This is a genomic window from Mycolicibacterium komossense (assembly GCF_025822605.1).
In the GTDB taxonomy this organism is placed as follows: Bacteria; Actinomycetota; Actinomycetes; order Mycobacteriales; family Mycobacteriaceae; genus Mycobacterium; species Mycobacterium komossense.
On the sequence record NZ_JACKTY010000018.1, the window covers coordinates 129,516 to 155,178 of the forward strand.

The 25,663-nt window shown below is 65.3% G+C and carries 25 protein-coding genes and 1 pseudogene; 10 read left to right on the forward strand and 16 right to left on the reverse strand.

Annotated elements, in window-relative coordinates; translation table 11 throughout:
• Positions 1-3: 3 nt before the first annotated feature.
• The 8 genes from H7J73_RS06850 to fadD5 all read right to left on the reverse strand — a co-directional run bounded on the left by H7J73_RS06850 (position 4) and on the right by fadD5 (position 10,225).
• Complete coding sequence (locus tag H7J73_RS06850) at positions 4-1,149, reverse strand: virulence factor Mce family protein (RefSeq protein ID WP_435405435.1); 1,146 nt, start codon at positions 1,147-1,149, stop codon at positions 4-6.
• A gap of 8 nt (positions 1,150-1,157) precedes the next feature.
• The gene (locus tag H7J73_RS06855) at positions 1,158-2,783 is read right to left on the reverse strand and encodes a virulence factor Mce family protein (protein ID WP_264066532.1); all 1,626 of its coding nucleotides are present in this window, start codon (positions 2,781-2,783) and stop codon (positions 1,158-1,160) included.
• A 3-nt stretch (positions 2,784-2,786) separates the two neighbouring features.
• Entirely contained in the window at positions 2,787-4,376 is a 1,590-nt protein-coding gene (locus tag H7J73_RS06860; protein WP_264066534.1) for a virulence factor Mce family protein, read from the reverse strand.
• Complete coding sequence (locus H7J73_RS06865) at positions 4,373-5,413, reverse strand: virulence factor Mce family protein (RefSeq protein WP_264066535.1); 1,041 nt, start codon at positions 5,411-5,413, stop codon at positions 4,373-4,375. Before H7J73_RS06865 ends, H7J73_RS06860 begins: the two co-directional genes overlap by 4 nt.
• The gene (locus H7J73_RS06870) at positions 5,410-6,648 is read right to left on the reverse strand and encodes an MCE family protein (protein WP_264066536.1); all 1,239 of its coding nucleotides are present in this window, start codon (positions 6,646-6,648) and stop codon (positions 5,410-5,412) included. Before H7J73_RS06870 ends, H7J73_RS06865 begins: the two co-directional genes overlap by 4 nt.
• 4 nt (positions 6,649-6,652) lie before the next feature.
• Positions 6,653-7,522 carry an MlaE family ABC transporter permease gene (locus H7J73_RS06875; protein ID WP_264066538.1) on the reverse strand — a complete coding sequence of 290 codons (870 nt, stop codon included), beginning with the start codon at positions 7,520-7,522 and terminating at the stop codon, positions 6,653-6,655.
• Position 7,523: 1 nt separating this feature from the next.
• Positions 7,524-8,321, reverse strand: a complete 798-nt coding sequence (locus H7J73_RS06880) for an MlaE family ABC transporter permease (protein ID WP_264066539.1) — start codon at positions 8,319-8,321, stop codon at positions 7,524-7,526.
• Positions 8,322-8,551: 230 nt separating this feature from the next.
• Entirely contained in the window at positions 8,552-10,225 is a 1,674-nt protein-coding gene (gene fadD5 / locus H7J73_RS06885) for a fatty-acid--CoA ligase FadD5 (protein WP_435405441.1), read from the reverse strand.
• Positions 10,226-10,395: 170 nt separating this feature from the next.
• Between fadD5 and H7J73_RS06890 the strand changes: the two genes are divergently transcribed.
• Positions 10,396-11,085, forward strand: a complete 690-nt coding sequence (locus H7J73_RS06890) for a GntR family transcriptional regulator (RefSeq protein WP_264066541.1) — start codon at positions 10,396-10,398, stop codon at positions 11,083-11,085.
• Here the strand turns inward: H7J73_RS06890 and H7J73_RS06895 are convergent.
• Positions 11,082-11,522: an SRPBCC family protein gene (locus H7J73_RS06895; protein ID WP_264066544.1), complete on the reverse strand. Its 441-nt coding sequence runs from the start codon at positions 11,520-11,522 to the stop codon at positions 11,082-11,084. The genes H7J73_RS06890 and H7J73_RS06895 overlap by 4 nt on opposite strands.
• A gap of 10 nt (positions 11,523-11,532) precedes the next feature.
• Positions 11,533-12,177, reverse strand: a complete 645-nt coding sequence (locus H7J73_RS06900; protein WP_264066546.1) for a TetR/AcrR family transcriptional regulator — start codon at positions 12,175-12,177, stop codon at positions 11,533-11,535.
• 140 nt (positions 12,178-12,317) lie between these two features.
• Here H7J73_RS06900 and H7J73_RS06905 point away from each other — a divergent pair.
• Positions 12,318-12,428 (forward strand): annotated as a pseudogene (locus tag H7J73_RS06905) (CAP domain-containing protein); the annotation flags it as partial.
• Between the two features lie 72 nt (positions 12,429-12,500).
• Positions 12,501-13,241, forward strand: coding sequence for an HAD-IIA family hydrolase (locus H7J73_RS06910; RefSeq protein WP_264066677.1), 741 nt, complete (start codon positions 12,501-12,503; stop codon positions 13,239-13,241).
• Positions 13,242-13,253: 12 nt separating this feature from the next.
• On the opposite strand, the gene H7J73_RS06915 is transcribed toward H7J73_RS06910, so the two are convergent.
• The 4 genes from H7J73_RS06915 to H7J73_RS06930 all read right to left on the reverse strand — a co-directional run bounded on the left by H7J73_RS06915 (position 13,254) and on the right by H7J73_RS06930 (position 16,471).
• Complete coding sequence (locus tag H7J73_RS06915) at positions 13,254-13,703, reverse strand: hypothetical protein (protein WP_264066548.1); 450 nt, start codon at positions 13,701-13,703, stop codon at positions 13,254-13,256.
• Between the two features lie 83 nt (positions 13,704-13,786).
• Positions 13,787-14,581: an ABC transporter ATP-binding protein gene (locus tag H7J73_RS06920; RefSeq protein ID WP_264066549.1), complete on the reverse strand. Its 795-nt coding sequence runs from the start codon at positions 14,579-14,581 to the stop codon at positions 13,787-13,789.
• Positions 14,562-15,602 (reverse strand): taurine ABC transporter substrate-binding protein, encoded by a 1,041-nt coding sequence (locus tag H7J73_RS06925; RefSeq protein ID WP_264066550.1) that lies wholly within the window; start codon positions 15,600-15,602, stop codon positions 14,562-14,564. Before H7J73_RS06925 ends, H7J73_RS06920 begins: the two co-directional genes overlap by 20 nt.
• Positions 15,599-16,471, reverse strand: a complete 873-nt coding sequence (locus tag H7J73_RS06930) for an ABC transporter permease (protein ID WP_435405436.1) — start codon at positions 16,469-16,471, stop codon at positions 15,599-15,601. Before H7J73_RS06930 ends, H7J73_RS06925 begins: the two co-directional genes overlap by 4 nt.
• A 251-nt stretch (positions 16,472-16,722) precedes the next feature.
• Between H7J73_RS06930 and H7J73_RS06935 the strand changes: the two genes are divergently transcribed.
• The 7 genes from H7J73_RS06935 to H7J73_RS06965 all read left to right on the forward strand — a co-directional run bounded on the left by H7J73_RS06935 (position 16,723) and on the right by H7J73_RS06965 (position 23,878).
• Positions 16,723-17,115, forward strand: a complete 393-nt coding sequence (locus H7J73_RS06935; protein ID WP_264066551.1) for a hypothetical protein — start codon at positions 16,723-16,725, stop codon at positions 17,113-17,115.
• A 269-nt stretch (positions 17,116-17,384) separates the two neighbouring features.
• On the forward strand, positions 17,385-18,923 hold the full coding sequence (locus tag H7J73_RS06940) for a Re/Si-specific NAD(P)(+) transhydrogenase subunit alpha (RefSeq protein WP_264066679.1): 1,539 nt from the start codon (positions 17,385-17,387) through the stop codon (positions 18,921-18,923).
• A gap of 54 nt (positions 18,924-18,977) precedes the next feature.
• Positions 18,978-20,399, forward strand: a complete 1,422-nt coding sequence (pntB, locus tag H7J73_RS06945) for a Re/Si-specific NAD(P)(+) transhydrogenase subunit beta (RefSeq protein ID WP_264066552.1) — start codon at positions 18,978-18,980, stop codon at positions 20,397-20,399.
• A gap of 38 nt (positions 20,400-20,437) precedes the next feature.
• Complete coding sequence (locus tag H7J73_RS06950; protein ID WP_264066553.1) at positions 20,438-21,325, forward strand: fructose bisphosphate aldolase; 888 nt, start codon at positions 20,438-20,440, stop codon at positions 21,323-21,325.
• A gap of 42 nt (positions 21,326-21,367) precedes the next feature.
• Positions 21,368-22,597 (forward strand): acyl-CoA dehydrogenase family protein, encoded by a 1,230-nt coding sequence (locus tag H7J73_RS06955; protein ID WP_264066554.1) that lies wholly within the window; start codon positions 21,368-21,370, stop codon positions 22,595-22,597.
• A complete protein-coding gene (locus H7J73_RS06960; protein ID WP_264066555.1) occupies positions 22,594-23,415 on the forward strand; it encodes a tyrosine-protein phosphatase in 822 nt (273 codons plus the stop codon). The genes H7J73_RS06955 and H7J73_RS06960 overlap by 4 nt, the downstream gene beginning before the upstream one ends.
• A 154-nt stretch (positions 23,416-23,569) precedes the next feature.
• On the forward strand, positions 23,570-23,878 hold the full coding sequence (locus tag H7J73_RS06965) for a hypothetical protein (RefSeq protein ID WP_264066556.1): 309 nt from the start codon (positions 23,570-23,572) through the stop codon (positions 23,876-23,878).
• Here the strand turns inward: H7J73_RS06965 and H7J73_RS06970 are convergent.
• Entirely contained in the window at positions 23,875-25,158 is a 1,284-nt protein-coding gene (locus tag H7J73_RS06970; RefSeq protein ID WP_264066557.1) for a PE-PPE domain-containing protein, read from the reverse strand. The two genes, H7J73_RS06965 and H7J73_RS06970, sit on opposite strands and share 4 nt — an antisense overlap.
• A gap of 22 nt (positions 25,159-25,180) precedes the next feature.
• Positions 25,181-25,663: a DUF456 domain-containing protein gene (locus tag H7J73_RS06975; protein WP_264066558.1), complete on the reverse strand. Its 483-nt coding sequence runs from the start codon at positions 25,661-25,663 to the stop codon at positions 25,181-25,183.

Genomic DNA, 25,663 nt, shown 5'->3' on the forward strand with positions numbered 1-25,663 from the left:
TGATCACCCCTCACTCCTCTCCACCAGTGGACCACCCTCGACCGAGTTCGGGTTCGGGGTAAACCGCACGTCCGGGATCATCGTGCTGGGATCGCGACCCCACGACTGCTCCAGGGCCCGCAGCATGCCCGAGAAACCGGTACCGGTCAGGAACGCGTTGTCGACCGAGCTGAGGGTGAGGTCGAAGGTCGCCGAGGTGTTGATGTAGTCACCACGAATCACCTTCTGAATGTTGTCGATCGGGTACGGAGCGGTCAGCATCAGCTTGAGCGCCTGGACCAGATAGGGCGACGACCTACCCAGCTGGGTGAGCGGCCGCTGCAACAGCTTCAGGTTGGTGTCGATGTCGCCGCGCGCCTGCGACAGTGTGTCGTTGGTGGCCTTGCTGAAGCGGCCAAGCGCCGTCACGGCGTCGGCGAACAGATTCCGCTGGTCAGCGAAATGCTTGATCAGTGGCGGGAATTCGGTGAGCACCCGGTCCAGGGTGTCATTGCGGGCCGCGACGATCTTCAGCAATTCGTTGGTCGAATCGATCGCGCGCGTCAGGTCATCCCGCTGGGCATTGAGCTGTTGGGTGAACAGGTCGAGCTTCCCGAGGAAGTCGCGGATCGGGACGGCGTTACCGTCGAGGATGTTGTTGACCTCGGTCTGGATCACCTCGAGGTTCGAGATGCCGCCGCCGTTGAGCACCGTCGAAATGCCGGCCAGCGTGCGCTCGGTGGTCGGATACGACGTCGAGTTCTTCAGCGGGATGGTATCCCCGCTCTTGAGTGGCTGCGGCGACGGATCAGGCGGCGCGGACAGCTCGACGTGCTGAGTACCGAGCAGGCTGGTCTGCCCGATCCGGGCCAATGCGTTCTGCGGCAGCGTGATTCCGGAGTCGATGTCCAGTGTCAGCGTGGCGACCCAGTTCTTCAGCGTGATCGCACGAACCGATCCCACGAAAACATCGGCCACTCGAACCTTGCTGTTGACGTTGAGCGCCAACGTATCCGGCATCTGGACGTAGACCACCATACGGTTGGCGCTGGTGCCGGGGCCGGCAGGCAGGGGGACGTTGGCGATCCCCTGCCAACCGCAGGAGGCCAGCACCATCGCCGTGACCAGCAGCACCAGGCCGCGCCACAGCACGCGTCGGCTCACTGTCATCGCGCGCATCACTGTCCGCCTACCTCAGCCGGTAGCGGGGGTCCGCCGGGAGCGGGAGCCGGCGCACCTGCGGGTGCCGCACCCGAGCCCGGAACCTGAGCGGAGACCGGGGCGGGCCCGGGGATCACATCGGGTCCTGGCGCCGGCGGCGGTCCTGGCTGCGGGTACCACGGCGGCGGCAGTGGATTGGTGTCGGAATAGGAGTTCGGCGCCGCGCCACCGGGCGGTCCGCCGGGCGGAATCGAGGCGATGTCAGGGCCACCCATCAATTCGGCGAGCGAGTCGGGCGTCAGCATGTTCTGGGTGAAGGCCTGCACCTGCACGCCCTGCATACCCGGTGCGACCACCCAGCCCGGCTCGTGGTTGCCGTGGCTGAAAAGTGTGTCCCGTGACCAGATTCCGGGCACCGTGGTGTCCTTGTACCCCGACGGCGGCTGCAGGCGTGCCTCGGAGTAGCCCACCTCCTTCGGCAGCACAGCGGCGGTGGAGAACATGTTCGCACCGAACGGCGGAAAGTTGAACTTGATCGCGTCCAGGATCGGCGCCAGGTACTGCGCGCAGAGCTCAGCGGAATCCTGGTAACCGAGCCGGCTCCCGGCCTGGATCGAGCTGCAGATGAACTGCATCGGGTTGGCGAAGCTGGCGACCGTCGGAATGGCAACCAGTGCGCCGTGCGCCGGCGAGTAGATATTGGCCGCATTGGCACCCAGGTTGGGGAAGACGTGGAACACCGTCTCCAGGCCGTTGCGCGGCTCCGGTTGCAGGATGGCGTTCGTCGCCTCGGCGAGGTTGTTGACGTCCTTGGCCAGAACCGACCCGTTGTCGTTGATGAATTTGTGTGCGGTGGTGAGCAATCCGTCGATCTGCTTGAGCGCCGTCGCCACTTCCTGGTCGCTGTTGTTGAACTTCGAGGTGAAATCGGCGAGGTTGCTGTTCAACTCGACGAACTGCTGATCGCTCTGGTGCAGCGCATTGACGAACAAGGCCAGGCTCTTGGCGACGGCAAAGAAATCTCCGCGTCCCTCGTTGAGCGCGGTGACCGCATCCGACAGCGCCGTCAGGGTGGTGTTGATCTCTTTACCCTTACCGGCCAGGCCGTCGGCGAAGGATTCGATGACATCGCCGAACGGGCCCTTGGGCTGGTCCTTGGTCGGGCCGAGTTGGCTGACGATATCGGTGATCTGGTTGCGCAGGTCGTCCCACTCCACCGGCACCTGGGTGTGGTCCAACCCGATCACGGCGTTGTTCTGCAGCACCGGTCCGCCGGTGTAGGGCGGGCTGAGCTGGATCGCGCGGGACGCCACCAGGCTCGGGTTGAGGATCGACGCCGTGGCGTTGGCCGGCACTTTGTACTTGCTCTCGTAATGGAACGTCACCCGCATCCGGTCGCCCGCGGGTTCGATCTTGTCGATCTGACCGACCTTGACGCCCATGATCTGGACCTTGTCCCCGGGGTAAAGCGCCAGCGCCTGCGGGAATTCGGCGACGACGGTGGTGGTGGTCAACTTCTTGTAGAGCTGCCAGCCGGCGACAGCACCGACGAGCCCGAGCACGATCACAACGGTGCCGATGATCACTGCGGTCCTGGAGACCTTCGGCAGTTGCATATTGCGGACGTTGAAGATGGTGGACACCGGTCAGTTCCCTCCAGTGTCAGTGGGTGCGATCGACGGCACGACGAACGGCGGGTTACCCGGCAGTGGCGCAACCGAATTCGGCGACAGCTGCTGACCGGGGCCAGGCGGCGGCGCGCCGTCCTGAAGTGGTACCGGTGGCGTAGCGATGGGCGCTGGAGCGGGGCCGGGCGGCGGGCCCACCGGGACGGTACGCGCGCCCGGCGGACCGGGGGCCAGCGGTACCGCGACCCCTGGGGCGTCGGGTGCCGGCTCGCCGGGAATGGCTGCCGCGGGCACGGCGGGTCCCGGCGGTGGCCCGTTCGGATTAGGCGCCGAGGTGGCGACATTGGGCGGTCCGTAGTTCGGGCCGTACGGGTTGTCGCCGAACGGGCCCTCGGTCAGCTTTGCGCAGGGCAGCGGGTCGGCCGGACTCGGAATGCCGTCTGCCGGTGGCGTATACGAGCACGGCGAACCCTTCGGCACACCCTGCTCCGGGTACTCCGGTGTGCCTTCGAGCACCTGCGGTGCGGGCGGCGGCGCGCCGTTGTCCGGACGCTGCGCGTTGGGGTCCGGGAAATGGTAGGCGGGCAGGCCCGCATTGCGCCAGAACTCCTCCGGGTCGATACCACGGTTCTTGAACGCAGCATCGATGAAAGGCTGCAGCACCTGACCCGGCAACAGGTTGACGATCAGCACCTTGAAGTACGGTCCGGATCCGACCGCCTCGGCCAGCGACCCGGCAAACTTGCTCAGCGACACCAGCACGTCGGACAGGTCGTACTTGTGCTTGACCAGCAGATCGCTGACCGTTCGCAGCTGCTCGAGGACGTGGTTGAGGTTGGGGTTGTCGTTGACCAGACCCTGAAACTGGGTGGACACCTGCGAAATGTTCTCCAACAGATAGTCGATCGCCCGGCCCCGATCGTTCACAGCGGCCAGCAGTGTCTTCGCGTTCACCAGCAGCTCGTTGATCTGGGGGCCGCGGTCACCGAGTACGGTCGCGATCTTGTTGGCGTTGGCCAGCAGTTGCTTGAACTGTTCGTCGCGCTTGCCGATGGTGTCGGAGAACCGGGCCACCCCGTCCAGGGCCGCACTCAAATGCGGGTAGGTCTGGTCGACGGTCTCCGACAGCACGTTCAGCGAACGCTTGACGGTGTCGATGTCCCAGCCACCCGCGGCCTTGGTGACATCGAAGAACGCGTCGTAGATCTGGTACGGCGTGGTGCTCTGCCCGATGGGTAGCACCCCGCTGGCCCGCAGGGTCTGCGTACCACGGGGATCGACCTCGAGCACCTTCTTACCCAGGATGGTGTCGGTCCGGATCGCCAATCGGCTGTCGGTGCCAATCTGGTTGCCGCCCAAGGAGAATCCCATCAGGATGTGGTCGCCTTGGATTTCGAGAGACTGAATGTCACCCACGTCGACACCGGCGATCCGCACCTTGTCACCGGGGTTGAGACCGCCGGAATCAGTGAACAGGCCGTAGTACTTCGGCTGTGCGAACAACATCGGCACGCTGGCGAAACTCTGCCCGACACCGATCACCAGCACCACAATCAGGATACCGACGATGCCGTTCCTGACCCGATTCGAACCCTCGATGCTTCTCATTGCGGCGTGCACCTACCCGTGGGCTGCTGGAACACCCGCACGGTGCGGACGGGTCCGCCCGGCTGCAGACCGTTGAGCTTCAGATTCAGGTCGCAGAGATAGAAGTTGAAGAAGTCGCCGTAGATACCGCCCGCGCGGCCGATGGCCTTGAGCGCATTCGGCAGTTTGGTCAGCAGCTGGTCGACCTCGGCCTGCTGATCCACCAGCGGCTGTTGGACGGTCTCCAACTTGCTGAAGGTGTCTTTGAGTAGCGGGCGGTCATCGGCCAGCAGATCGCCCAAAGTGCCTGCGGCATTGCTGATGTTCGCCGTGGCGTCGGCCAGCGGATCGGCCCGGTTCTTGAGCCCGGTGATGAGTACCTCGAAGTTGTTCACCGTCTGGTCGAAGTCCTTCTGGTGCTTGACGGTCGTGGCCAGCACGGTATTCAGATTGGTGATCACCTCGCCGATCGCCTGATCGCGGTCGGCCAGCGCCGAGGTCAGCTCCGCGGTCTGGTCGAGGATGTCGTTGATGGTGCCACCCTGGCCTTGGAACACAGTGATGATCGACGAGGCGATGTTGTTGACCTTGGCCGGATCCAGCGCCTTGAAGAGGGGTTTGAAGCCACCGATGAGGGCATCGAGATCCAGTGCGGGTTGGGTTCGAGACAACGGGATGAACCCACCGGGCGGCAGCACCCGGTCGGCGCCCTCGCCGTCGCCGCGCTGCAGTTCCAGGTAGCGGTTGCCGATCAGATCCTGGTAGCGGATCTGGGCGGTGGTCGACTGGAAGAGCGGCAGCGTCCGGTCGACGTTGAAATCGATCCGGACGCGCTGTCCGCCGTCGACGAGACTGACCTTGGAGACCTTGCCGATCTCGACACCCGAAGCGCGGACGAACTGCCCGGCGCGCAGTCCGCTGGCATTGCTGAATTCGGCCGAGTAGCTGTTGGTTCGGTCGAAACGGAACTGGCCGAAGACCACGATGATGATCGCCGTGAAGAGCAGCAGCACCAACGAGAAGGCGCCGAGCTTGATCGCTGTACCGGTGATTTTCATGGGTTGATCGTGTTCTCCCCGCCCTGGCGGCCCCACACGTACTCGGTGAGAATCGGCTGGCCCAGTTCGAAGTGGTTGTAGGGGGCGATCGAGGCACCGGTGTCCATCACCAGGTATGGCGCCGGCCAGAAATCTCTGGTGATCGGCTGCCAGCAGCCCGGCGCTCCGCCGGGGCCGCCCTTGGCGTTCACCCTCGGCAGGTTGTCAGGGTAGACGTAAGGGTTCTCGGCGCCCAGGAATGAGGTGACGGTGTTCAACGAATACCCGTTGCCGCCAAGGGCTGCCGATGCCGAGGGGATGGTCAACGCGTAGTTGCGGACGGTGCAGAATATCGATGGGCTGTACTGGTCCAACGTCCTGGAAGTGGTCACGAGGTCCTTCGCACCCCTGGTCAGGTACGGGCCGCCGCGCTCGAAGATATCGCCGCCGGTGTTACCGAAGCCGACCGCGGCCAGCAGCGCCGCATCGAGATTCCCCTGCTGCTGGTTGAGCGTGCGCGCCGTGGTGACCGCGTTGTTCAACGAGTCGAACAGATCGGGCGAGGCTTTCGTGTAGACGTCGGCCAGATCTGACAATCGCTGTATGTCGTAACGGATCTGGGGCATCTGCGGGTTTATGTCGTCCAGCACGGCGTTGCCGTTGACGATCGACTGGCCGAACTTGGTGCCCAGCCCGGTCAGCGCCGTCGCGGTCGCCGACAACGTCAGGTTCAGTTTGACCGGGTCGACCTGTTCGGAGATCGACGTGATCGTCTCGAAGAGCGTGTTGAACTCCGTGGTCACACCGGAGACGTCGATGACATCGGCCGGCGAGATCCGGGCGGCGACCGGGTTGGCCGGCGAGGTGAACGACACATATTTGTTGCCGAACACCGTCGTCGCCTGGATGTTGGCCTCGACATTCGCCGGAATGAGCTTGATGTAGCGGGGATCGACGTCCAGGGCCAGCTGGGCCTTGGTGGTGTTGTTGCGTTCGATGGGCACGACGGAGGCCACGCGACCGATCTCCACGCCGTTGAACGTCACCTTCGACCCCGGGTCCATCACCAGGCCGGCTCGGTCGGAGACCAGAGTGAGCTTGGTGGTCGGGGTGAAGCCGCCACGGAACTGGATGGACACGAGCACCAGCACCACTACGGCGACCAGCAGCAACACCAGGCCGGCCAGCTTGTACGGCGGTGTCCGCTGCTCGTTCTGCGGCAGCGCGTGTCCCTGCTGGGTAGACGGAGTATTCATGGCGCTACACCGTCAGGTTGAAGTTCGGGTTGACGCCGTAGAGCGCCAACGAGGCGAGCAGGACCACCACGACGATCAGCACCAGCGAGGCCCGCATCGAGCGGCCGACGGCCTCACCGACGCCCACCGGACCGCCGCCGGCGTTGTAGCCGTAGTAGCAGTGGTTCAGCATCACGATGACCGAGATGATGATGGCCTGGACGAACGACCACATGACATCGTCGGCCCGCAGGAACGTGCGGAAGTAGTGGTCATAGGTGCCCAGCGACTGGCCGTAGAAGAACGTCGTGGTGATCTGGGCGGACAGGAAACTCATGATGATGGCCATCGCGTAGAGCGGGATGATGACCACGAAGCCGGCCAGGATGCGCGTCGACACCAGATACGAAATCGACTTGATACCCATCACTTCCAGCGCGTCGATCTCCTCACTGATCCGCATGGCACCCAGTTCGGCGGTGGCGCCCGCGCCGACGGTGGCTGCCAGTGCCTGACCGGCGACCACCGGCGCCGCGATCCGGACGTTGACCAGCGCGGCGAAGAAGCCGGTGAAAGCTTCCACCCCGATATTGCCCAGCGAGGCGAAACCCTGGATCGCGATCAGCGAGCCACCGGAGAGGGTCACGAACCCGACGATGGCGACCGTGCCGCCGATGACGGCCATGGCGCCGGTCCCCATCCCGATCTCGGCGATCAGCCGCAGGATCTCCCGCCGGTAAAACCGCAGCGCATGGCCGATCGAACCGACCGCGGTGACGACGAACCAGGCGACCTTGCCGACGCTGTCCAGGAACCGGCCGGGGCCGGTGACGACATTGCCTGCACTCGAGTAGAGCCGGGGGAACCGGCTGCGGATGACCTGGGATGTGGACATATCAGTGCCCCGTTCCGAATCGAACACCGATGGTCGTGAGCACCACGTTGACGGCGAACAACGCGACGATGCAGAGCACGAGCGTCTCGTTCACGGCGGTACCGACGCCTTTGGCGCCGCCGGAGACGGTCAGTCCGCGGTAGCAACCGACCAGCCCGGCGATCAGGCCGAAGGTCAGCGCCTTGACGACGGAGATCACGACCTCGGGCAGACCGGTGACCAGGGTCAGCGTCGAGAGGTACGCGCCGGCGGAGACGTTCTGGATGTAGACACCGAAGATGAACCCACCGACCAGACCGATGGTGATGACGGCACCGTTGAGCAGGAACGCGACGAACGTCGATGCCACCACCCGGGGCAGGACCAGCCGGTGGATGGGGTCGATACCGAGCACCTCGAGGGCGTCGATCTCTTCACGAATGGTCCGGGCGCCCAGATCGGCGCAGATCGCGGTGGATCCGGCGCCGGCGACGACGAGCACCGTGACCAGGGGTCCGAGCTGGGTGACTGCACCGAGCGCGGCGCCCGCGCCGGAGACGTCGGCCGCGCCGAACTCGGCCAGCAGGATGTTGAGGGTGAAGATGATCAGGACGGTCAGCGGCACCGAGACCGCGACGGTCGGCAGGAAGGCGACCCGCATCAGGAACCAGCTCTGCAGGATGAACTCGCGCCATTCGAACGGCCGTGTCAGCGCCTTGCCGGTGAGGACACACATCCGGAAGAAGCCGCCGACGAGCTCCAGCGGTCCCTGTAGCTGGTTACGCACGTAGCCGGACAACCCACCCGTCGATGCGGTCATGCGGGCACCCCGGGGATGACACCCGATCTGCTGCGGTGCAACGGCCGGCCGTCTCGCACGCGTCCTCCTTGACCCGACCCACAATGTGTGACGCCCATCTCCTTACTCATCAGTAATAAGCTGGACCACAGGAATGTACCCGATGTTGCGACGGTCGTGCACCGCATCCGCACGATTAACCCTTCACCGCCGACTCTGCAAATTTTGCGCCTGTGTCAAACACTGGGGCGCTAGCCGGAATCTGTTGTCGCCGAGGGAGTTCCACGTTGGGAATCACGTTCTCCAGGCGCGCTGAATCGAGTCCGCAACTCCGTTTTGAGAACTTTGCCGGCGGGATTGCGCGGCAGCGCGTCGACAATCTCGAGGCCCTTGGGGTGCTTGTAGCGCGCCAACCGCTCACTGAGGAATTCATCGAGATCCTCAAGTCGCAGGCTCTCCTCCGACACCGCGACGACGGCAACCGGAACCTCTCCCCAACGCTCGTGGGCCCGGCCGATCACTGCGACTTCGACGATCTTGGGGTGGGCGGCCAGGACGTTCTCCACCTCGGCGCAGTAAATGTTCTCCCCGCCGGAGATGATCATGTCCTTCTTGCGGTCGACCACCCAGACGTAGCCCTCGGCGTCCATCCGCACGAGGTCCCCGGAGTGGAACCAGCCTCCTGCGAAGGCCTCTTGGGTGGCTTCCGGATTGTTCCAGTATCCGGCCATCAGGGTCGGCGCCCGGTACACGATCTCACCGACATCGCCGACCGGGACGTCGTTCATGTTCTCGTCGACCACCCGAGCCGCCACGGTGGGGATGACCTTGCCCACCGAACCGAGCTTGCGCAGGGCATCCTCGCCCAACAACATGCAGGTCACCGGCGACATCTCGGTCTGGCCGAACGCGGCGAGGATCTGGGTGCCGGGAAAGGTCTCGGACATGCTGCGCAGCAGGGTGTCCGACGCCGGCGCGGCGCCCCAGGACAACAGCCGCAGTACGAGCTCCCGAGGTTTGGCCTGCTGCGCGGCGCAAACCGCCTGCCACTGGGCGGGCACCAGGAAGATTCCGGTGACCTTCTCCGCTGCCAGTACGTCGAGCAGCTGGCCCGGATCAAACGCTCCGAGCGGATGGATGACCGTCGGGACCCCGAGGGTGAGCCCGGACAGCATGTTGCCGATGCCGGCGATGTGGAACAGCGGAACCCCGATGAAGCCGACGTCGTGGTTGATGTCGGCACCATGGGTGTAGAACCCGGTCATGGTCTGGCCGGTCAGGTTGGTGTGGGTGAGCACCGCGCCTTTGGGGCGGCCGGTGGTGCCCGAGGTGTACATGATCAGCGCCGGGCTGTCGTTGGAGACGTCAGCAGGCTCAACCGTCATTCCGTCCTCGGCGACCCCTTCGGCGACGAGGTGCTCATATCCGAGAACGCCGTCTTCCGCATTTCCCTGGGCGTCTCCCGCGACGATGACGGTGTCCAGCGTCGGGGTGAGTGCGCGGACCGCAGTGGCCACCCCGGCCAGTACCGGTTCCGTGACGACGACGCGGGCGTCGCAGTCCTGGACCAGGAAGCCGATCTCCGGTGGCGTGAGCCGGAAGTTGACGGGAACGGCGATGGCACCGAGCAGGTTCGCGGCCAGCATGGCTTCGATGAACTCGGTGCGGTTGAGCATCAGGATCATCACGCGGTCGCCGACCCGCACGCCCCGACGGTCCAGGGCACCTGCGAACGCGGTGACCCGTCGCTCCAACTCAGCCCACGTCGTGGTGCGACCGAGGAACCTCAACGCCGTTTTGTCCGGCTGCATCAGCGCATGCCGAGCGAGTTGGTTGGTCCAGTTCTGGCGGCGCGCCAGGTACGGCTGCGCGGCCGGCGTCTGCCGACCGGTGTCTGTGCCGAGCTGTGCAGTCAACGACCGGATCCCCTCTTTTGCGCTGACAACTGTTGAGCTGACAACTTGCGTGGATCTTACATTTGATCAAACATTATGTTGCCTGGGTCACACTATGACCTCGGCCCGACACTGACAAGGGCAGTGTGCAATCCGTACCTGACCCGACGAGCCCCCAAACGAACCCAAAAAGGAACCGAGTGAACGCACCCGTTGAGGTTCGGCCCGGCAGGCGGGGCCTCCGGCGGGCGCAGCTGTCCGACGAGGTGGCCGGGTACCTGCGGGCCGCGATCATGTCAGGCTCCCTGCGGCCCGGCACTTTCATCCGCCTCGACGAGACCGCGGCGCAACTCGGGGTGAGCATCACTCCCGTGCGGGAAGCACTGTTGACGCTGCGCAGTGAGGGCATGGTGCGCCTCGAACCGAATCGCGGTCACGTGGTCCTGCCCTTGAGCCGCCGCGATATCGAGGACATCTTCTGGCTGCAGTCGGCCATCGCCAAGGAACTGGCGGCCGGCGCCACCGAGACCATCAGCACTGACGCGATCGACGAACTCGACGAACTCACCGATGCGCTGGAGACGGCGGTCGCGACCACCGACAGCGACGCCGTCGCGGCGGCCGAATTCGCGTTCCACCGGGCCTTCAACCGGGCTACCGGCCGGATCAAATTGGCCTGGTTCCTTCTGCACGTCGCGCGCTACATCCCGCAATTGATCTATGCCGCGGACCCGGACTGGGGGGCCGCGGCGGTGCGCAACCACCGTCAGCTCGTCGCCGCCCTGCGCTCAAGGGACAAAGCTGCCGTGGTGGAGCTGACCGCCTGGCAGTTCAACGACGGCGCGAAACGGCTGACAGCGATGCTCGACAAGTCCGGGATCTGGACCTAGCCGGCGGCCAGCGCTTCGGCCCGCTCCTTGAGTCGGTCGGCCAGGTTGTCCAGCGCGTCATTGGCCATTTTCTTGACCATCAGCGCCGGCACCGGCATCGATGTCTCGACGTCGATATCCACGGTGAGCAGTGTGGACGGACCCATCTCGACGACCGAGAACAACTGCTCCTGTTTGGAGAACAGGTCGCCCTGCTGCATCACGGTCTGGATCTGGTTGGGGCCCGGGTAGTACACCGCCTGGATATAGCTGGCGGCGAAGCCGTTCAGATCGGCGTCCAGCCGCAACTGACTTGGCCGGCCGTCGTCATAGCGGGCCAGCACCCACAGCCCTTTGATCTCGCCGTGCCACTGTGGGTAGGCCTCGAAATCCGCGACGATCGCCATGATGGCGGGCGCGGTGGCGGCGACTTCGACCGTCTTGCTCACGATGGGCATGGCGCCGATCCTAGGCAGTGCGGGTCGTGGTGCCCGCACCCAGCGGCGACTCGACCCTGACGGTCTCGTCGCGGATCAGCCCGCGCAGCAGTGCGGTGCTGAACTCGGCGGCGATCTCTTGAGCGCTGCGTCTGCCGTGCGGCCGCAACCAGCGATACGCCCCCAAGGTCATCCCGATATAGCCCAGCGCGAGCACATGGGAGTCGCAGGCATAGAACTCTCCGCTGGAGATACCGCGGTCGATCAGGCCGTGCACATGCTCGTAGACCTGGGTTTCCTTCTCGATGATTTCCGCGACCTGCTCTTCGGTGAACCACTCCCTGATATAGGGCTGCTCCTGGAAATACACGGCGGCCCCTTCGGGGTTCGCCGCGATCTGCGTCAGCAGCCGCACGGTGTACTGGTACAGCGCTTCCCGGGCGGTCCAGGACGGATCGTCATGTACCGCGGCCAGCGTGTTCTCGGCGGCCCGCTGATAGATGTCGAAAAGGATCAGCGACTTGCTGGCGTAGTAGTGGTACACCGTGGCTTTGTTCAGGCCCACCACATCGGCGACGTCGTCCATCCGGGTGCCGTGGTAACCGCGTGCCGCGAACAGCTTGGTTGCGACGGCCAGCAGCTCCTCGCGGCGGGTCTGCCCGTTCTCTGGAGGCATGCTTCACTCTCTGCGTGCGTGGCCGGTAGTCGACCAGTCAATCAACTGGTTGTTCAGTTTACTCATTGGCCATCTTCAGTGTCGCGGACGGACGCCCACCGCTACACTTCGCACACGGGCATTACTGGGAGGTGGCAGGCATGGATCCGAATCCGGATTACGACGCTAGCGACGAGATCGAGTACTTCTTCTCCTGGTTCCCCTGGGCCCTGCGGGGTGTCTACCCACCTCCGGCCTATCCGCCGGTCTAAACCATCCGCCTCCCCCAGCGGGCCTGACAGACTGGACTCGTGCGCGCACAAGCTCAGTGTTGGTTGACCGATATGGATGGCGTTCTCGTTCACGAAGAACGCGCCCTGCCCGGCGCTGCGGAGTTCCTGCAGACGCTCACCGATAAACACCGCCCGTTCCTGGTGCTGACCAACAACTCGATCTTCACCCCACGTGACCTGGCGGCTCGACTGTTGCGCTCAGGCCTGGTGGTTCCCGAGGAGTCGATCTGGACCTCAGCGCTGGCTACCGCCACCTTCCTCGATGACCAGCTGCCGGGCGGCTCGGCCTATGTCATCGGCGAGGCCGGCCTGACGACTGCGCTGCATGCGATCGGTTACACCCTGACCGACACCGATCCCGATTTCGTGGTGCTGGGTGAGACCAGGACCTATTCCTTCGAGGCGATCACCAAGGCCATCCGGCTGATCGGCAGTGGCGCTCGTTTCATCGCGACCAACCCTGATGTCACCGGCCCGTCGGCCGAAGGTCCGACACCGGCCACCGGATCGGTGGCCGCGCTGATCACCAAGGCCACCGGACGCGAACCGTACTTCGTCGGCAAGCCGAATCCGATGATGTTCCGCAGCGCGCTCAATCGCATCGAGGCGCATTCGGAGAACACCATGATGATCGGTGACCGGATGGACACCGATGTGGTTGCGGGTATCGAAGCGGGATTGGACACCATCCTGGTGCTGACCGGTTCGACGAGCGAGGCGGATATTCAGAAGTATCCGTTCCGGCCCGGCCGGGTGCTGCCGTCCATCGCCGAGGTCATTGAGCTTATTTGAAGAGATTGCCGCTCAAGGGGTTTCGGGGAACAGCCGCGGGAACAGTTCGTGTAACCGGTCCAATACACGCGGTCCGCCCGACGGTCCGACGGGCAACGCGGGCGCGGTGGTCATCGTCTGCGCCGTCGCCGTGACCGGTGGCAGCGGCGCATACGACGGCGCGGCCGTGTCGGTTGCCGACGGCTCTGCGGACAGCTGGGCCGAGGTCTCGCCGGTGGTCGTCGCAGCGTGGGCGGGCACCGAGATCGGGGTCAGCGGGGCTTCGGGTGTCACGGACCGCGTCGACTCGCCCGACATCGTCAGGACCGAGACGATGATCCCGGCGACGAGCACGAGGCCGACCACCGCACCCCCGACCAGCGCCAGCTTGGCGGCCAGACGGCTTCGCTCCGGGGTGACGACGGGGATCAGCTCGGTGTCGTCGTCACCGGCGGGGGGAGCCGGCGTCCTGATCTGAGCCACCGTGAAAGGGTACGCAGGACAGCGCCGGCCGGCGAATGCTTGCGAGCTGTGCCATAGCTGGGCACTCGGCGGCCGGCACCCCTTTACGCAGCGGCGGCTTTGACCGCCCGTCCCACCTCAGCCCGCAACTCGGTGTACTCCGCGGATTGGCGCAGATCGTCGGGGTCGACACCGGTCCGTGGCAGGTTGACCGGCAGGTCGAGCGCGACCTGGCCGGGCCGTCGGGTCAGCACCACGATCCGCGAGCCGAGGAATGCCGCCTCGTCTGCGCTGTGCGTGACGAACACGGTCGTGCGTCCCGACTCCGCGCTGACCTGACGCACATCCTCCTGCAACCGTTCCCTGGTCAGCGCATCCAGCGCCGCGAACGGCTCGTCGAGTAGGAAGGTCGGAGTCTCGGCGGCCAGCGCCCTCGCGATCGCCACCCGCTGCTGCTGCCCGCCGCTGATCTCCCAGATCTTGCGGTCCGCGGTGCTCTCCAGGCCGACGCGGTCCAGCAACTCGTCCCGGCGCTGCGCCCTACGCTCGCGCGGCACCTTCGCATACTTCAGCGCCAGGTCGATATTGCCGCCGACCGTGCGCCACGGGAACAGCCGCGGCTGCTGGAACACCACACCGGCGCTGACACCGGGGCTGGGGGCCGATCCGGACACCTGCACCTGTCCTTCCGACGGTGCCTCGAACCCGGCGATCAGCCGTAGCAGGGTGCTCTTGCCGCAGCCGGACGCACCCACCAACACCAGGAACGCTCCGGGATCGACGTCGAGGTTGACCGGTCCCAGTGCGGTGACCTCGTTGTCCCCCTTGCCATACCGGTGCGAGACGTTGCGGATGTGGATGCCGCCATCACCGGTGGTATCACTGTTTGGTGATGGCATCCGGTAGTCCCTTGACGTAGATGGCGTCCTGGAAGGTCTTGAGCGGGGCGGCGGCCGGAATCTGGTTCTGCTCGGCCAGGAACGTCGACGCGCTCTCCAGGTTGGTCGCGATGTTTCCGGGTGCGCCCTCAGTGCCGAGCCACTCCGGCGAGACGACCTCTTGCGGTGCCAGGTACACGCCCTGCTTGAGCTGACCTGCGACATCCTCAGGGCTGAGGCCGATTTCGGCGGCGATGGACTTGGCCGCCGCAGTGGGATCGTCGTGAATGGTGGTCAGCGCGCGCGCTTCCTGCTGACGCCAGGTGGTCACCACGTCGGGATGATCGGCGGCGAACTTGTTGGACACCGCGGCCAGATCCAGCGTCGGCTTGCCGTCCTTGGCGAGCTGACGGCTGGTGATCAGGTCCTTGCCGGTCTTACGGAGGTCGTCCAGGGTCGGCAGCCAGGTGTAGGCAGTGTCGATATCGCCACGGTCCCACGCCGCCAGAATCGCCTGCGGCTGCAGGTCGATCAGCTGAACATCGCTGGGCTTCAGGTTGTTTGCCGCCAGCGCAGCCAACAGACTGTAGTGCGCGGTCGACGCGAACGGGGTGCCGATGCGCTTGCCCTTGAGGTCGGCGATCGAGTTGATCCCCGTGTCATTGCGCGCCACCAGGGCCTCGTTGTCACCGGCGACGTCGAGTACGAACGCGACGCTGTACGGGATGTTCAGTGGTGCGGACAACCCCCGAGCCACCGGGCTCGACCCCAGTGCGCCGAAGTCCAGCTCGCCGGCGATGAACGCGGTGTTCACATCTGCGCCGGAGTCGAACTTGATCCACTTGATGTTGTAGTCCGGCAGCGCTTCTTCGAGCCACTTGTTGTTCTTGACGACGAGGTCGCCGCTGGGAAAGGTCTGGTAGCCAAGGCGAATGGTGGGTTTGTCGGCCTGCTGGCCGGAGTGGTCGACCGAGCAGCCAACCAGGCCCAGCGCCGCAACTGCCACCGCAGCCGACGCGGCGACCAGTTTCTTGAACCTCATATTTTTCCTCTCCAGGGGACAGCACGCCGTTCCACGGCGCGAAGCAGACCGTCGATGATCAGACCCGAGATCCCGATGGCGAAGATCCCGACGAGCACGACGGGGGTGTTGTTGTAATTACTGGCGTCTTTGACCAGGCCGCCGATACCGGGCAGGCCGTTGAACAGTTCGGCGGCGACCACCGATGAGTAGGCCATTCCGACGGCCAACCGGATGCCCGTGAAGGTTTCAGGTAGGGCGGACGGAACGACGACATCGCGGATCACCTGGGCCCGGGAGGCGCCCAACGCGCGGGCCGCCTCGGTCAGGCCGACCGGAGCGGCAAGGACCGCCGCGGTGGTCGCCACCGCGGCCGGGGGCAGCGCGGCCAGGGCGAGCAGCGTGATCTTCGGCGCCTCGTCGATACCGAGCCAGATGACCAGCAGGAAGAAGTAGGCCAGCGGCGGGAGCGCGCGCAGGAACGTCAGCCACGGCTCCAGCACGCTGCGCAGCCAGCCGATGGAACCCATCGCCAGGCCGAGCAGAACACCGAGGGCAACGCCGATGATGACGCCGGCGAACACCCGGCGCAGCGTCATGTAGAGGTGCTCCCACAGCAGGTAGCCCGCATAGCCCCGGACACCGTTGTGCGTGGTGGAGGTGTCGATGAAGGCGCGCCAGACCGTGCTCGGGTAGGGCACGAAGGTCTGGTTCCAGATCCCTGCCGCCGCGGCGAGCTGCCAGGCGCCGAGGAAGACCAGGATCGACAGCAACGGCAGGGCCGCCCTGGTGACCCTGCCGCGCCACGGGCTCACACCGGACGCCCTGGGGTGCGCAGCTTCCTGCCCAGTGTGTCCTTCACTCGGGGTGATATCGACGAAAACTGACACGACTCTCCGACTGTTCGCTGGAATGGACCTGGCTGGACCCGATAGCTCGACGCCGGCCGTCCCGACCGGCGTCAGAAATGCTTCAGCGACAACAGCAGTCGTCGGACAGAGTCGTACTCATCGAAAGCATTGATATCTGCCAGCCAACTCCCCGGCAATATTCAGGTTCACAGCGAGTTAAAAGGTTCCTGTTTGCTGAATGAATTGCCGGTGAATCAAATCCGTCGGAGACGCAAAGCGCAGGTGAATCTGTGAAGTCGCTGCATATCCCGCATGCGGTACAGGATGACGGTGTGACAACAGCCTCCTCCGGTGCCGGCTCTCCGATCGCCGCACATCCGTGGCCCTATGGGGCGCCCGCGACCGTCTCCAATGTCACCCCCATCCGGTCGGTATCCGGTCGGCGCGCGGGCCCGGTTCAAGCCGCCGATATGGCCCAGGCCCAGCTGTTTTCCGCCCTATTGCGCGACGAGATCGCCGAGTTGGAGGACGTCGCCGAGGCGGCCGAGCGGCGCTGGCTGCAGTTGCGCGTGCGCGGCACCGGCAATGATCAGCTCCCCCCGGAGTTGGTGCGACTCGGGGAGCGCGTCGCCGAGGCGCATCGGCTGCTCAACGCGTTACAGCAACGCTTCCCCCACAAGTAGGCCACCCCAGCGAGGTTCGGCTCAGCGAGATTTAAATTCCCGGGCATCGGAGCTGCCGCGCAGACGCGGTACTCGACGTCGATGCGGTCGTTGACACTCCGCACGCCAGCAGCGAGATCCGGCTACCGGAAGCCACGAACCGGCACTGAGGGTGACGGACCGCACAGGTGCACTTCGTGAACTTCTACACTTGCACCTTTCACCCGTCCGCTGTCGGCCCGCCACCCGGGCCTGACTGCAGCTTGACCAACCAGATCGGACTGAATTCGATGATCATCGGGATTCCGCGCGAGTCTCTACCTGGGGAAACACGTGTTGCTGCCACGCCGCAGACGGTGGGGCAGCTCCTCAAGCTGGGCTACGAGGTCCTGGTCGAGTCCGGTGCGGGGAGCGCGGCGAGTTTCTCCGACGCGGCATTCACCGAAGCCGGCGCCGCCGTCGCGCCTGCTGATCAGGTGTGGTCGGCCGACATCGTGTTGAAGGTGAACGCCCCGAGCGATGTCGAGATCGCCGCGGTGGCCGACGGCGCGACAGTGGTGGGCCTGATCTCGCCGGCACTCAAACCCGAGCTGGTCGAGAAGTTGGCCGCGCGCCCGATCACGGTGTTGGCGATGGACGCGGTCCCCCGCATCTCCCGGGCGCAATCGCTGGACGTGTTGTCCTCGATGGCCAATATCGCCGGATACCGCGCGGTGGTCGAGGCCGCCCACGCCTTCGGCCGATTCTTCACCGGTCAGGTGACTGCGGCGGGCAAGGTGCCACCGGCCAAGGTGCTGGTGGTCGGTGCCGGGGTGGCCGGCCTGGCCGCGATCGGCGCCGCCGGCAGCATGGGCGCCATCGTCCGCGCCACCGACCCGCGCCCCGAAGTCGCTGATCAGGTCAAATCCCTTGGCGGAGAGTATCTCTACGTCGTGGAGCAGACGGCCGAGGTCGCTGAGATCTCCAAGACCGGCTATGCCAAAGAAATGGGCGACGACTACAAGGCCCGCGAAGCGGCGTTGTATGCCGAGCAGGCCACCGATGTCGACATCATCATCACGACCGCGCTGATCCCCGGCCGGCCGGCACCGCGGATCATCACCGCCGAGATGGTGGCCTCGATGAAGCCGGGCAGTGTGATCGTCGACATGGCCGCGGCTAACGGCGGCAACGTCGAGGGCACCGTCAAGGATCAAGCCATCGTCACCGATAACGGCGTGACCATCATCGGCTACACCGACCTGGCGGGCCGGCTGCCGGCCACGGCGTCCCAGCTCTACGGCACCAACCTGGTCAACCTGCTCAAGCTGCTCACCCCCGAGAAGGACGGGCAGCTCGTCCTGAACTTCGACGACGTCGTGCAGCGCTCGGTGACCGTGGTCCGCGACGGGAAGATCACCTGGCCCCCACCCCCCGTGCAGGTCTCGGCGGCGCCGGCTGCTGCCGCCGCCGCGGTAGCGCCCAAGCCGGCTAAGCAGCCGATGACGCCGCAACGCAGGTTGGGCCTGACGTTCGCCGCCGCAGCGGTGCTGTTCGTGCTGATCGCGCTGTCCCCGGCCGCGCTGCAGGTCCACCTCACGGTGTTCGCGCTGGCGATCGTGATCGGCTACTACGTGATCGGGCATGTGCACCACGCCCTGCACACTCCGCTGATGTCGGTGACCAACGCGATCTCCGGGATCATCGTCGTCGGCGCGCTGCTGCAGATCGGCCACGGTGATGCGGTCATCACCGCGCTGGCCACCTGCGCGATCCTGCTCGCCAGCATCAACGTGTTCGGCGGCTTCGCGGTGACCCGCCGCATGCTCGCCATGTTCTCGCGCAGCTGACGCTGCCCACCACCTGACTCGCCCGCTCACGCCTTCCCCGATGGAACGGATTGCATGTTCACCCTAGAGACCGCCGCCACCGCGGCCTACGTCGTCGCGGCGTTGCTGTTCATCATGGCCCTAGCCGGCCTGTCCAAGCACGAGACATCAAGGGCCGGGAACACATTCGGTATCACCGGCATGGCCGTGGCCCTGATCGCGACCATCGCGCTCGCGCTGGCCCGGCACATCGAACCGATCGGGCTGGCCCTGCTCGTGGCCGCCATGGCCGTCGGTGCCGCGATCGGACTGTGGCGCGCCAAGGTCGTCGAAATGACCGGCATGCCCGAGTTAATCGCCCTACTGCATTCCTTTGTGGGCTTAGCCGCCGTTCTGGTCGGCTGGAACGGCTACCTCCACGTCGAAGCCGACTCCACCGGCGCCGAGGCCGCCGTGCTCGATAGCCAGGGCATGCTGGGCATCCACTCCGCCGAGGTGTTCATCGGCGTGTTCATCGGTGCGGTGACCTTCACCGGATCGATCGTCGCCAACCTCAAACTCTCCGCCCGCATCAAGTCCACCCCCTTGATGCTGCCCGGCAAGAACGTCCTCAATGTCGGCGCCCTGGTGCTGTTCCTCGCCCTGACCGTGTGGTTCGTCATCACCCCACACCTGTGGCTGCTCATCGCCGTGACCGTGCTGGCGCTGCTGCTGGGCTGGCACCTGGTCGCCTCGATCGGCGGCGGCGATATGCCCGTCGTGGTGTCGATGCTCAACAGCTACTCCGGCTGGGCCGCCGCGGCATCAGGGTTCCTGCTGTCCAATGACTTGCTCATCGTCACCGGCGCGCTCGTCGGCTCCTCCGGCGCCTACCTGTCCTACATCATGTGCAAAGCGATGAACCGGTCGTTCATCTCCGTCATCGCCGGCGGCTTCGGAATCGAGGCGGGCCCCGCCGAGGACAAGGACTACGGCGACCACCGCGAGATCACCGCCGACAGCGCGGCCGAACTGCTCTCCTCGGCCAGCTCGGTCATCATCACCCCCGGCTACGGCATGGCCGTCGCTCAAGCCCAATACGGCGTCGCCGACCTGACCCGTAAACTGCGCGAACGCGGCATCGAGGTCCGGTTCGGCATCCACCCCGTCGCAGGCCGGCTCCCCGGTCACATGAACGTGCTGCTGGCCGAGGCCAAGGTGCCCTACGACATCGTGCTGGAAATGGACGAGATCAACGACGACTTCGACGGCACCTCCGTCGTTCTCGTGATCGGCGCCAACGACACCGTCAACCCCGCCGCCTCCGAGGACCCCAGCAGCCCCATCGCCGGCATGCCTGTGCTCACGGTCTGGAACGCCGACAACGTCATCGTGTTCAAGCGCTCCATGGCCTCGGGCTACGCCGGCGTCCAAAACCCACTGTTCTTCCGCGACAACACCCACATGCTCTTCGGCGACGCCAAAGACCGGGTCGACGCCATCAACGCCGCGCTGTAGGTGGCCACTTACAACAACAAACTGGGAGAAGAGATCACATGAGCGAGCAGCAGACCGTGAAGATGGGCTCCGGCAGGGGTTTCATCGCCGCACTGGACCAGAGCGGCGGGTCGACGCCCAAGGCGCTGAAGCTGTACGGCATCGAAGAGAACGCCTACTCCTCGGATTCCGAGATGTTCGACCTGATCCATCAGATGCGGTCGCGGATCATCACCTCACCGGTGTTCGGCGGCGACCGGATTCTGGCCGCGATCCTCTTCGAGCAGACCATGGACCGCGATATCGAGGGCACCCCGTCGGCGAGCTACCTGTGGGATGTCAAGAATGTGGTGCCGTTCCTGAAGATCGACAAGGGCCTGGCCGACGAGTCCGACGCCGCGCAGTTGATGAAACCGATCCCCGGGCTGGATGAGCTGTTGGCCCGCGCCGCGGAGAAAGGCATCTTCGGCACCAAAGAGCGCTCGGTGATCGGCGGCGCGAATCGAGCCGGCATCGCCGCGATCGTCGCGCAGCAGTTCGAGATCGGCGAACAGGTACTGTCCCACGGCCTGGTCCCGATCCTGGAGCCTGAGGTCACCATCACGATCGCCGACAAGGCCGCCGCCGAGGACATCCTGCTCGACGAGATCACCAAGCACCTCGACGGCCTCCCCGAGGGGCGTCAGGTGATGCTGAAGGTGTCGCTGCCGACAGTGGCCAACCACTATCTCCCGCTGATCGAGCATCCGAAGGTACTGCGGGTGGTGGCGCTCTCCGGCGGCTACTCCCGCGCCGAGGCCGATGTGCTGCTGGGCCAGAACGACGGTCTGATCGCCAGTTTCAGCCGGGCACTGACGGAAGGGCTGTCCGCCCAGCAATCCGATCAGGAGTTCAACGCCACCCTGGACGCAGCGATCCAGTCGATCTATACCGCGTCGGTGGAGTGACCTCTCGTAAGTTCGTTAGACACGTGTCATATCGTGGCGGGCATGGATTTCGCGAGGTCGGCTAAAGCACAGGATTACCACAAGCGGCTCACCGAATTCATGGTCGAGCACGTGTTTCCGGCCGAGGAGTCGTACGACGCGTACCGCGCACAGGCCGGACCAGGTGATTTCACCGTTCCTCCGGTAGTCGAGGACCTCAAGAAGCTGGCCAAGAAGCAGGGCCTGTGGAATTTGTTCCTGCCCGCGGAGTCGGGGCTGACCAACTTGGAGTATTCGCCGCTGGCCGAGCTGACCGGGTGGAGCACCGAGATCGCGCCCGAGGCGATCAACTGCGCTGCGCCCGACACCGGGAACATGGAGACGCTGCACCTGTTCGCGACCGAAGAGCAGCGTAAACAGTGGCTGGAACCGCTGCTGGCCGGTGAAATCCGGTCGGCGTTCTCGATGACCGAGCCGGCCGTCGCCTCCAGCGATGCCCGCAATATCCAGACCTCGATCGTGCGGGACGGCGACGACTACATCATCAACGGCCACAAGTGGTGGACATCAGGCGCCAATGACCCGCGCTGCAAGGTGCTCATCGTGATGGGCCGGACCAACCCGGATGCGGCCAGCCATCAGCAGCAGTCGATGGTGCTGGTCCCCACCGACACTGCCGGGGTGAACATCAAACGCTCGACATCGGTCTTCGGCTGGCAGGACCAGCACGGCCACGCCGAGATCACGTACGACAACGTCCGAATTCCGGTGTCAAACCTGTTGGGCGAGGAAGGTGGCGGCTTCGCGATCGCCCAGGCCCGGCTGGGACCGGGCCGGATCCATCACTGTATGCGGGCGATCGGGGTCGCCGAGCGGGCGTTGGCCCTGATGGTCGACCGGGTACAGACGCGGATCGCATTTGGTAAGCCACTGGCCGAGCAGGGCATGGTGCAGAATGCAATCGCGTTGTCCCGCAATGAGATCGACCAGGCTCGGCTGCTGTGCGAGAAGGCGGCGTGGACCATCGACAAGCTCGGCAACAAGGAAGCCAAGGACCTGGTCGCCCAGATCAAAACGGTGGCTCCGCAGATGTCGTGCAACGTGATCGACCGCGCCATCCAGGTGCACGGCGCCGCGGGCGTCAGCGACGATACGGTGCTGGCCCGGATGTACGGCTGGCAGCGCGCCATGCGGATCTTCGACGGTCCCGACGAAGTGCATATCCGAGCCACCGCACGCGCCGAACTCGGCAGGGAGAAAAGCGCTTTCGCCGCGGCGGTCACCGCGTCGTGAAGACGAACATCGACTCACTCTCCGGCGCCTGGAATTTCCGCGATATCGCCGAGGAGACCGGGATCCGGCCCGGCCGATTCTTCCGGTCGAGTGAACTGAGCGGGCTCGACGACGGTGGCCGCGCGGCGATGGCGCGCCTGGGCATCACCGATGTGGCGGATCTGCGTTCACAGCGGGAGGTGGAGCGACGCGGACCCGGCCTGGTTCCCGACGGTGTCACCGTGCACCTGCTGCCATTCCACGAGCTCTCGGCCAAGGAAAACACCGGCGAGGATGATGCAGCGGCACCGCACGAGCAGTCCTTCGAGCGAATGATGACCGAAAAGCCCGACGGCGAGGATGTCAGCGTCGCGGCCAAGCGGTTCATGACCGAGGAGTACGTGCGCTTCCCATCACTGCCCGGCGCGCATACCGCAGTGCGCCAGGTCATTTCGATGCTGGCCGAAGAACGGCCGGTGATCGCGCACTGTTTCGCCGGTAAGGATCGGACGGGTTTCACCGTCGCGCTGGTGCTCGAATCGATCGGCGTCGGCCGCGACGCCATCATGGCCGATTTCTTGCGGAGCAACCATGCCGCTCCCCGGTTACGGGAGAGCATCTTGGAGTCGATCCGCAACCGGGTCGAGGGCACGACCGACGAGATCATCACGTTCGCCGAGGCCCGACTGACCGACGAGGTGCTGGGCGTACGCGAGGATTACCTCGATGCCGCTCGGCGCACCATCGATGACGAGTACGGATCATTGCCGAATTACCTTGCCTCTCTTGGTGTTACCGAGCACCAGATCAGTGCGCTTCGTTCGGCACTGCTGAGCTGACGCGCATTTGGCGCCGAGAACCATTGTTCGAAGTGCCCGTCACCGAGCGAATCAGCAGATTCGCTGATGGTGGGCAATTCGCTACAAGGCGGGCAGTTCGCATAGTGCTCTTTCCTGTGCCGCCGGGTCGGACCCCGGTGCCATTGTCGGCACCATGGACGACTCGAAAGTGCTGCGCGGCATCGAACTGCGCTACACGCTCACGCTCTACCTGGCGCAGCACGGCGCCAAGACGATCACCGAACTGATCGACGGCCTGACGTACCAGGGTTTCGTCATCGCCGGCGATCCGCCGACATCCGTCTCCGACGCGCTCCGCTGGGAACAGGGCCACGGCCGGGTGCTCAGGCTCAGCCGCGGCACCTACGGCCCTCTCGACATGCCCCGTTCCACCGAGCACCGCATCCACAAAAGGGTTCTGGCACTTCGCGCCCAGGCCGGGCCGCCGCTCGACTGGCTCTAGCGCGGACGGCTGCGCTTGGCCGACGGTGCCGAGCCGTCCGCGTGTGTGACAGCCGGCTTCGCAGCTCCGTTGGCAGCGGCGCCCGGCGACGACACCCGCGACGACACCCGCGACGACGTGGTCCTGGCCGCTTTCAGCCCCGGGGCGGCGGCAGGGTTGCGCACCTTGACGGCCGGAGTCGCGGTACCGGCACTGAGATCGGCCACGGCGTCGTGCACACCCTTGTCGACAGCTGCGGCGAGATCGCTCGCCACCTTCCCGGGATCGACATTCGGAATCAACCCGAAAGGTGTTGGCTGACCGTAAGGAACGGTCCGGTCGTAGCCCAACTCGATCAGCGTCGTCAACGCCGGCTGGACCAGATCGACGACCGGATTGATCAACGCACTCGTACCGGTGAGCAGGCCGATATCAACCAGCGGCTGCAGGATCGGCAGGTATTTCGGGGCGATAGTGATAAACGTCGTATCGCCGTAGGTCTGTCGATTGGCCGGGTCTGCCATCAGCTCCCGCAATTCGTCCGCGGTGTACCCGTCGGGCAGTGTCGTCGCGAACAGCGGCAGCCCGAAGGACCCCGGCCCGTACGGGTTGGGATATCCCCCGTGCGCGGTGAAGAACGCGAACACGGAGTTCAGGTCCGCCAGCAGGTTGAGGGGGTATTGCGGGAAATCGGCGATCGGGTCGTAGCGGAAAGCGATATCGGTGGTGTGGTAGCCGGTGTCGGTCGGAGCGGCTCCATCGAAGGTGAGGTTCAGGATCGGGACATACAGTCCGGGCGCGCGGGCCAGGATGCCGCCGTTGGGCCGGTTGGTATTGCCGATCACCACGAAGGACACCTGGTCCGTCGGCGGTGCCGTAGTCGGATCGGCGGTGAAGTTGCGCAGCGTCTTGGCGATGATGTCGCCGCTCTGGGAGTAGCCGAAGATGACCACCTGATCATCCGGCTGGCCCGCCAATTGGCCCTGAAGAGCAGTGCTCAGATCGTCGACGCCCTCGGCCACCGACGGGTCGAAGGTGAGGTTGCCGATGAACGGCGGGATCACCCCGCCGGGGGTGACGACCGGGACGAGGTGGCAGCTGTCGGGCTGACACGTCGAGTTCGGAGCGATGTAGTAGTCCGCGACGTTCGGAATGTAGTTCGTGAACGCGGTCGGATCACCGAGACCGCTGCCACCCATGATCAGTGCGGTGGTCGCGGCACGCGCCAGCGTCGGCGTGACGGTGATCGGGGCGAGTGCGACGCCGATCAGAGCCATGCTGACAACTAGTGTGCGGCGCATCCGAATCTCCTCGATGCGCACACTAGGACACCAGCAGTGCCACCACCCAGACAATCGTGGAAAGCAGTGCGCCGCAGAGTTCGACGCCGACTGACAACGCGACACCCTTGAGGGCGTGCACGGTCGACGTCCACGCCCGCCGGGCGTCGCCCCGCAGCGTCAGCTCGGCCAGGTAGACCCCCAGCACGAAGCCGACCACCAGGCCGAGCACCGGAATCACGAAGAAGCCGACGATGCCGAACAGCGCGCCGGCGACCAGGCTCCACCGGCCGACATCGGCCCGGCGCATCCGCCGGGCCGGCCACAGGTACTTGATCACCGTGCTACCGCCGATCAGAACGGTGACGATGCCCAGGGCCACCCATGACGTCATGGTGTGCTCGACGACAGCCCAGACCGCGATGGCGGCGTAGACCAGCATCGCACCGGGTAGCAGAGGCACGATGATGCCCACCAACCCCACTGCGATCGCCAGGGCAACCAGGACGATCCCCCCGGTGCTCAT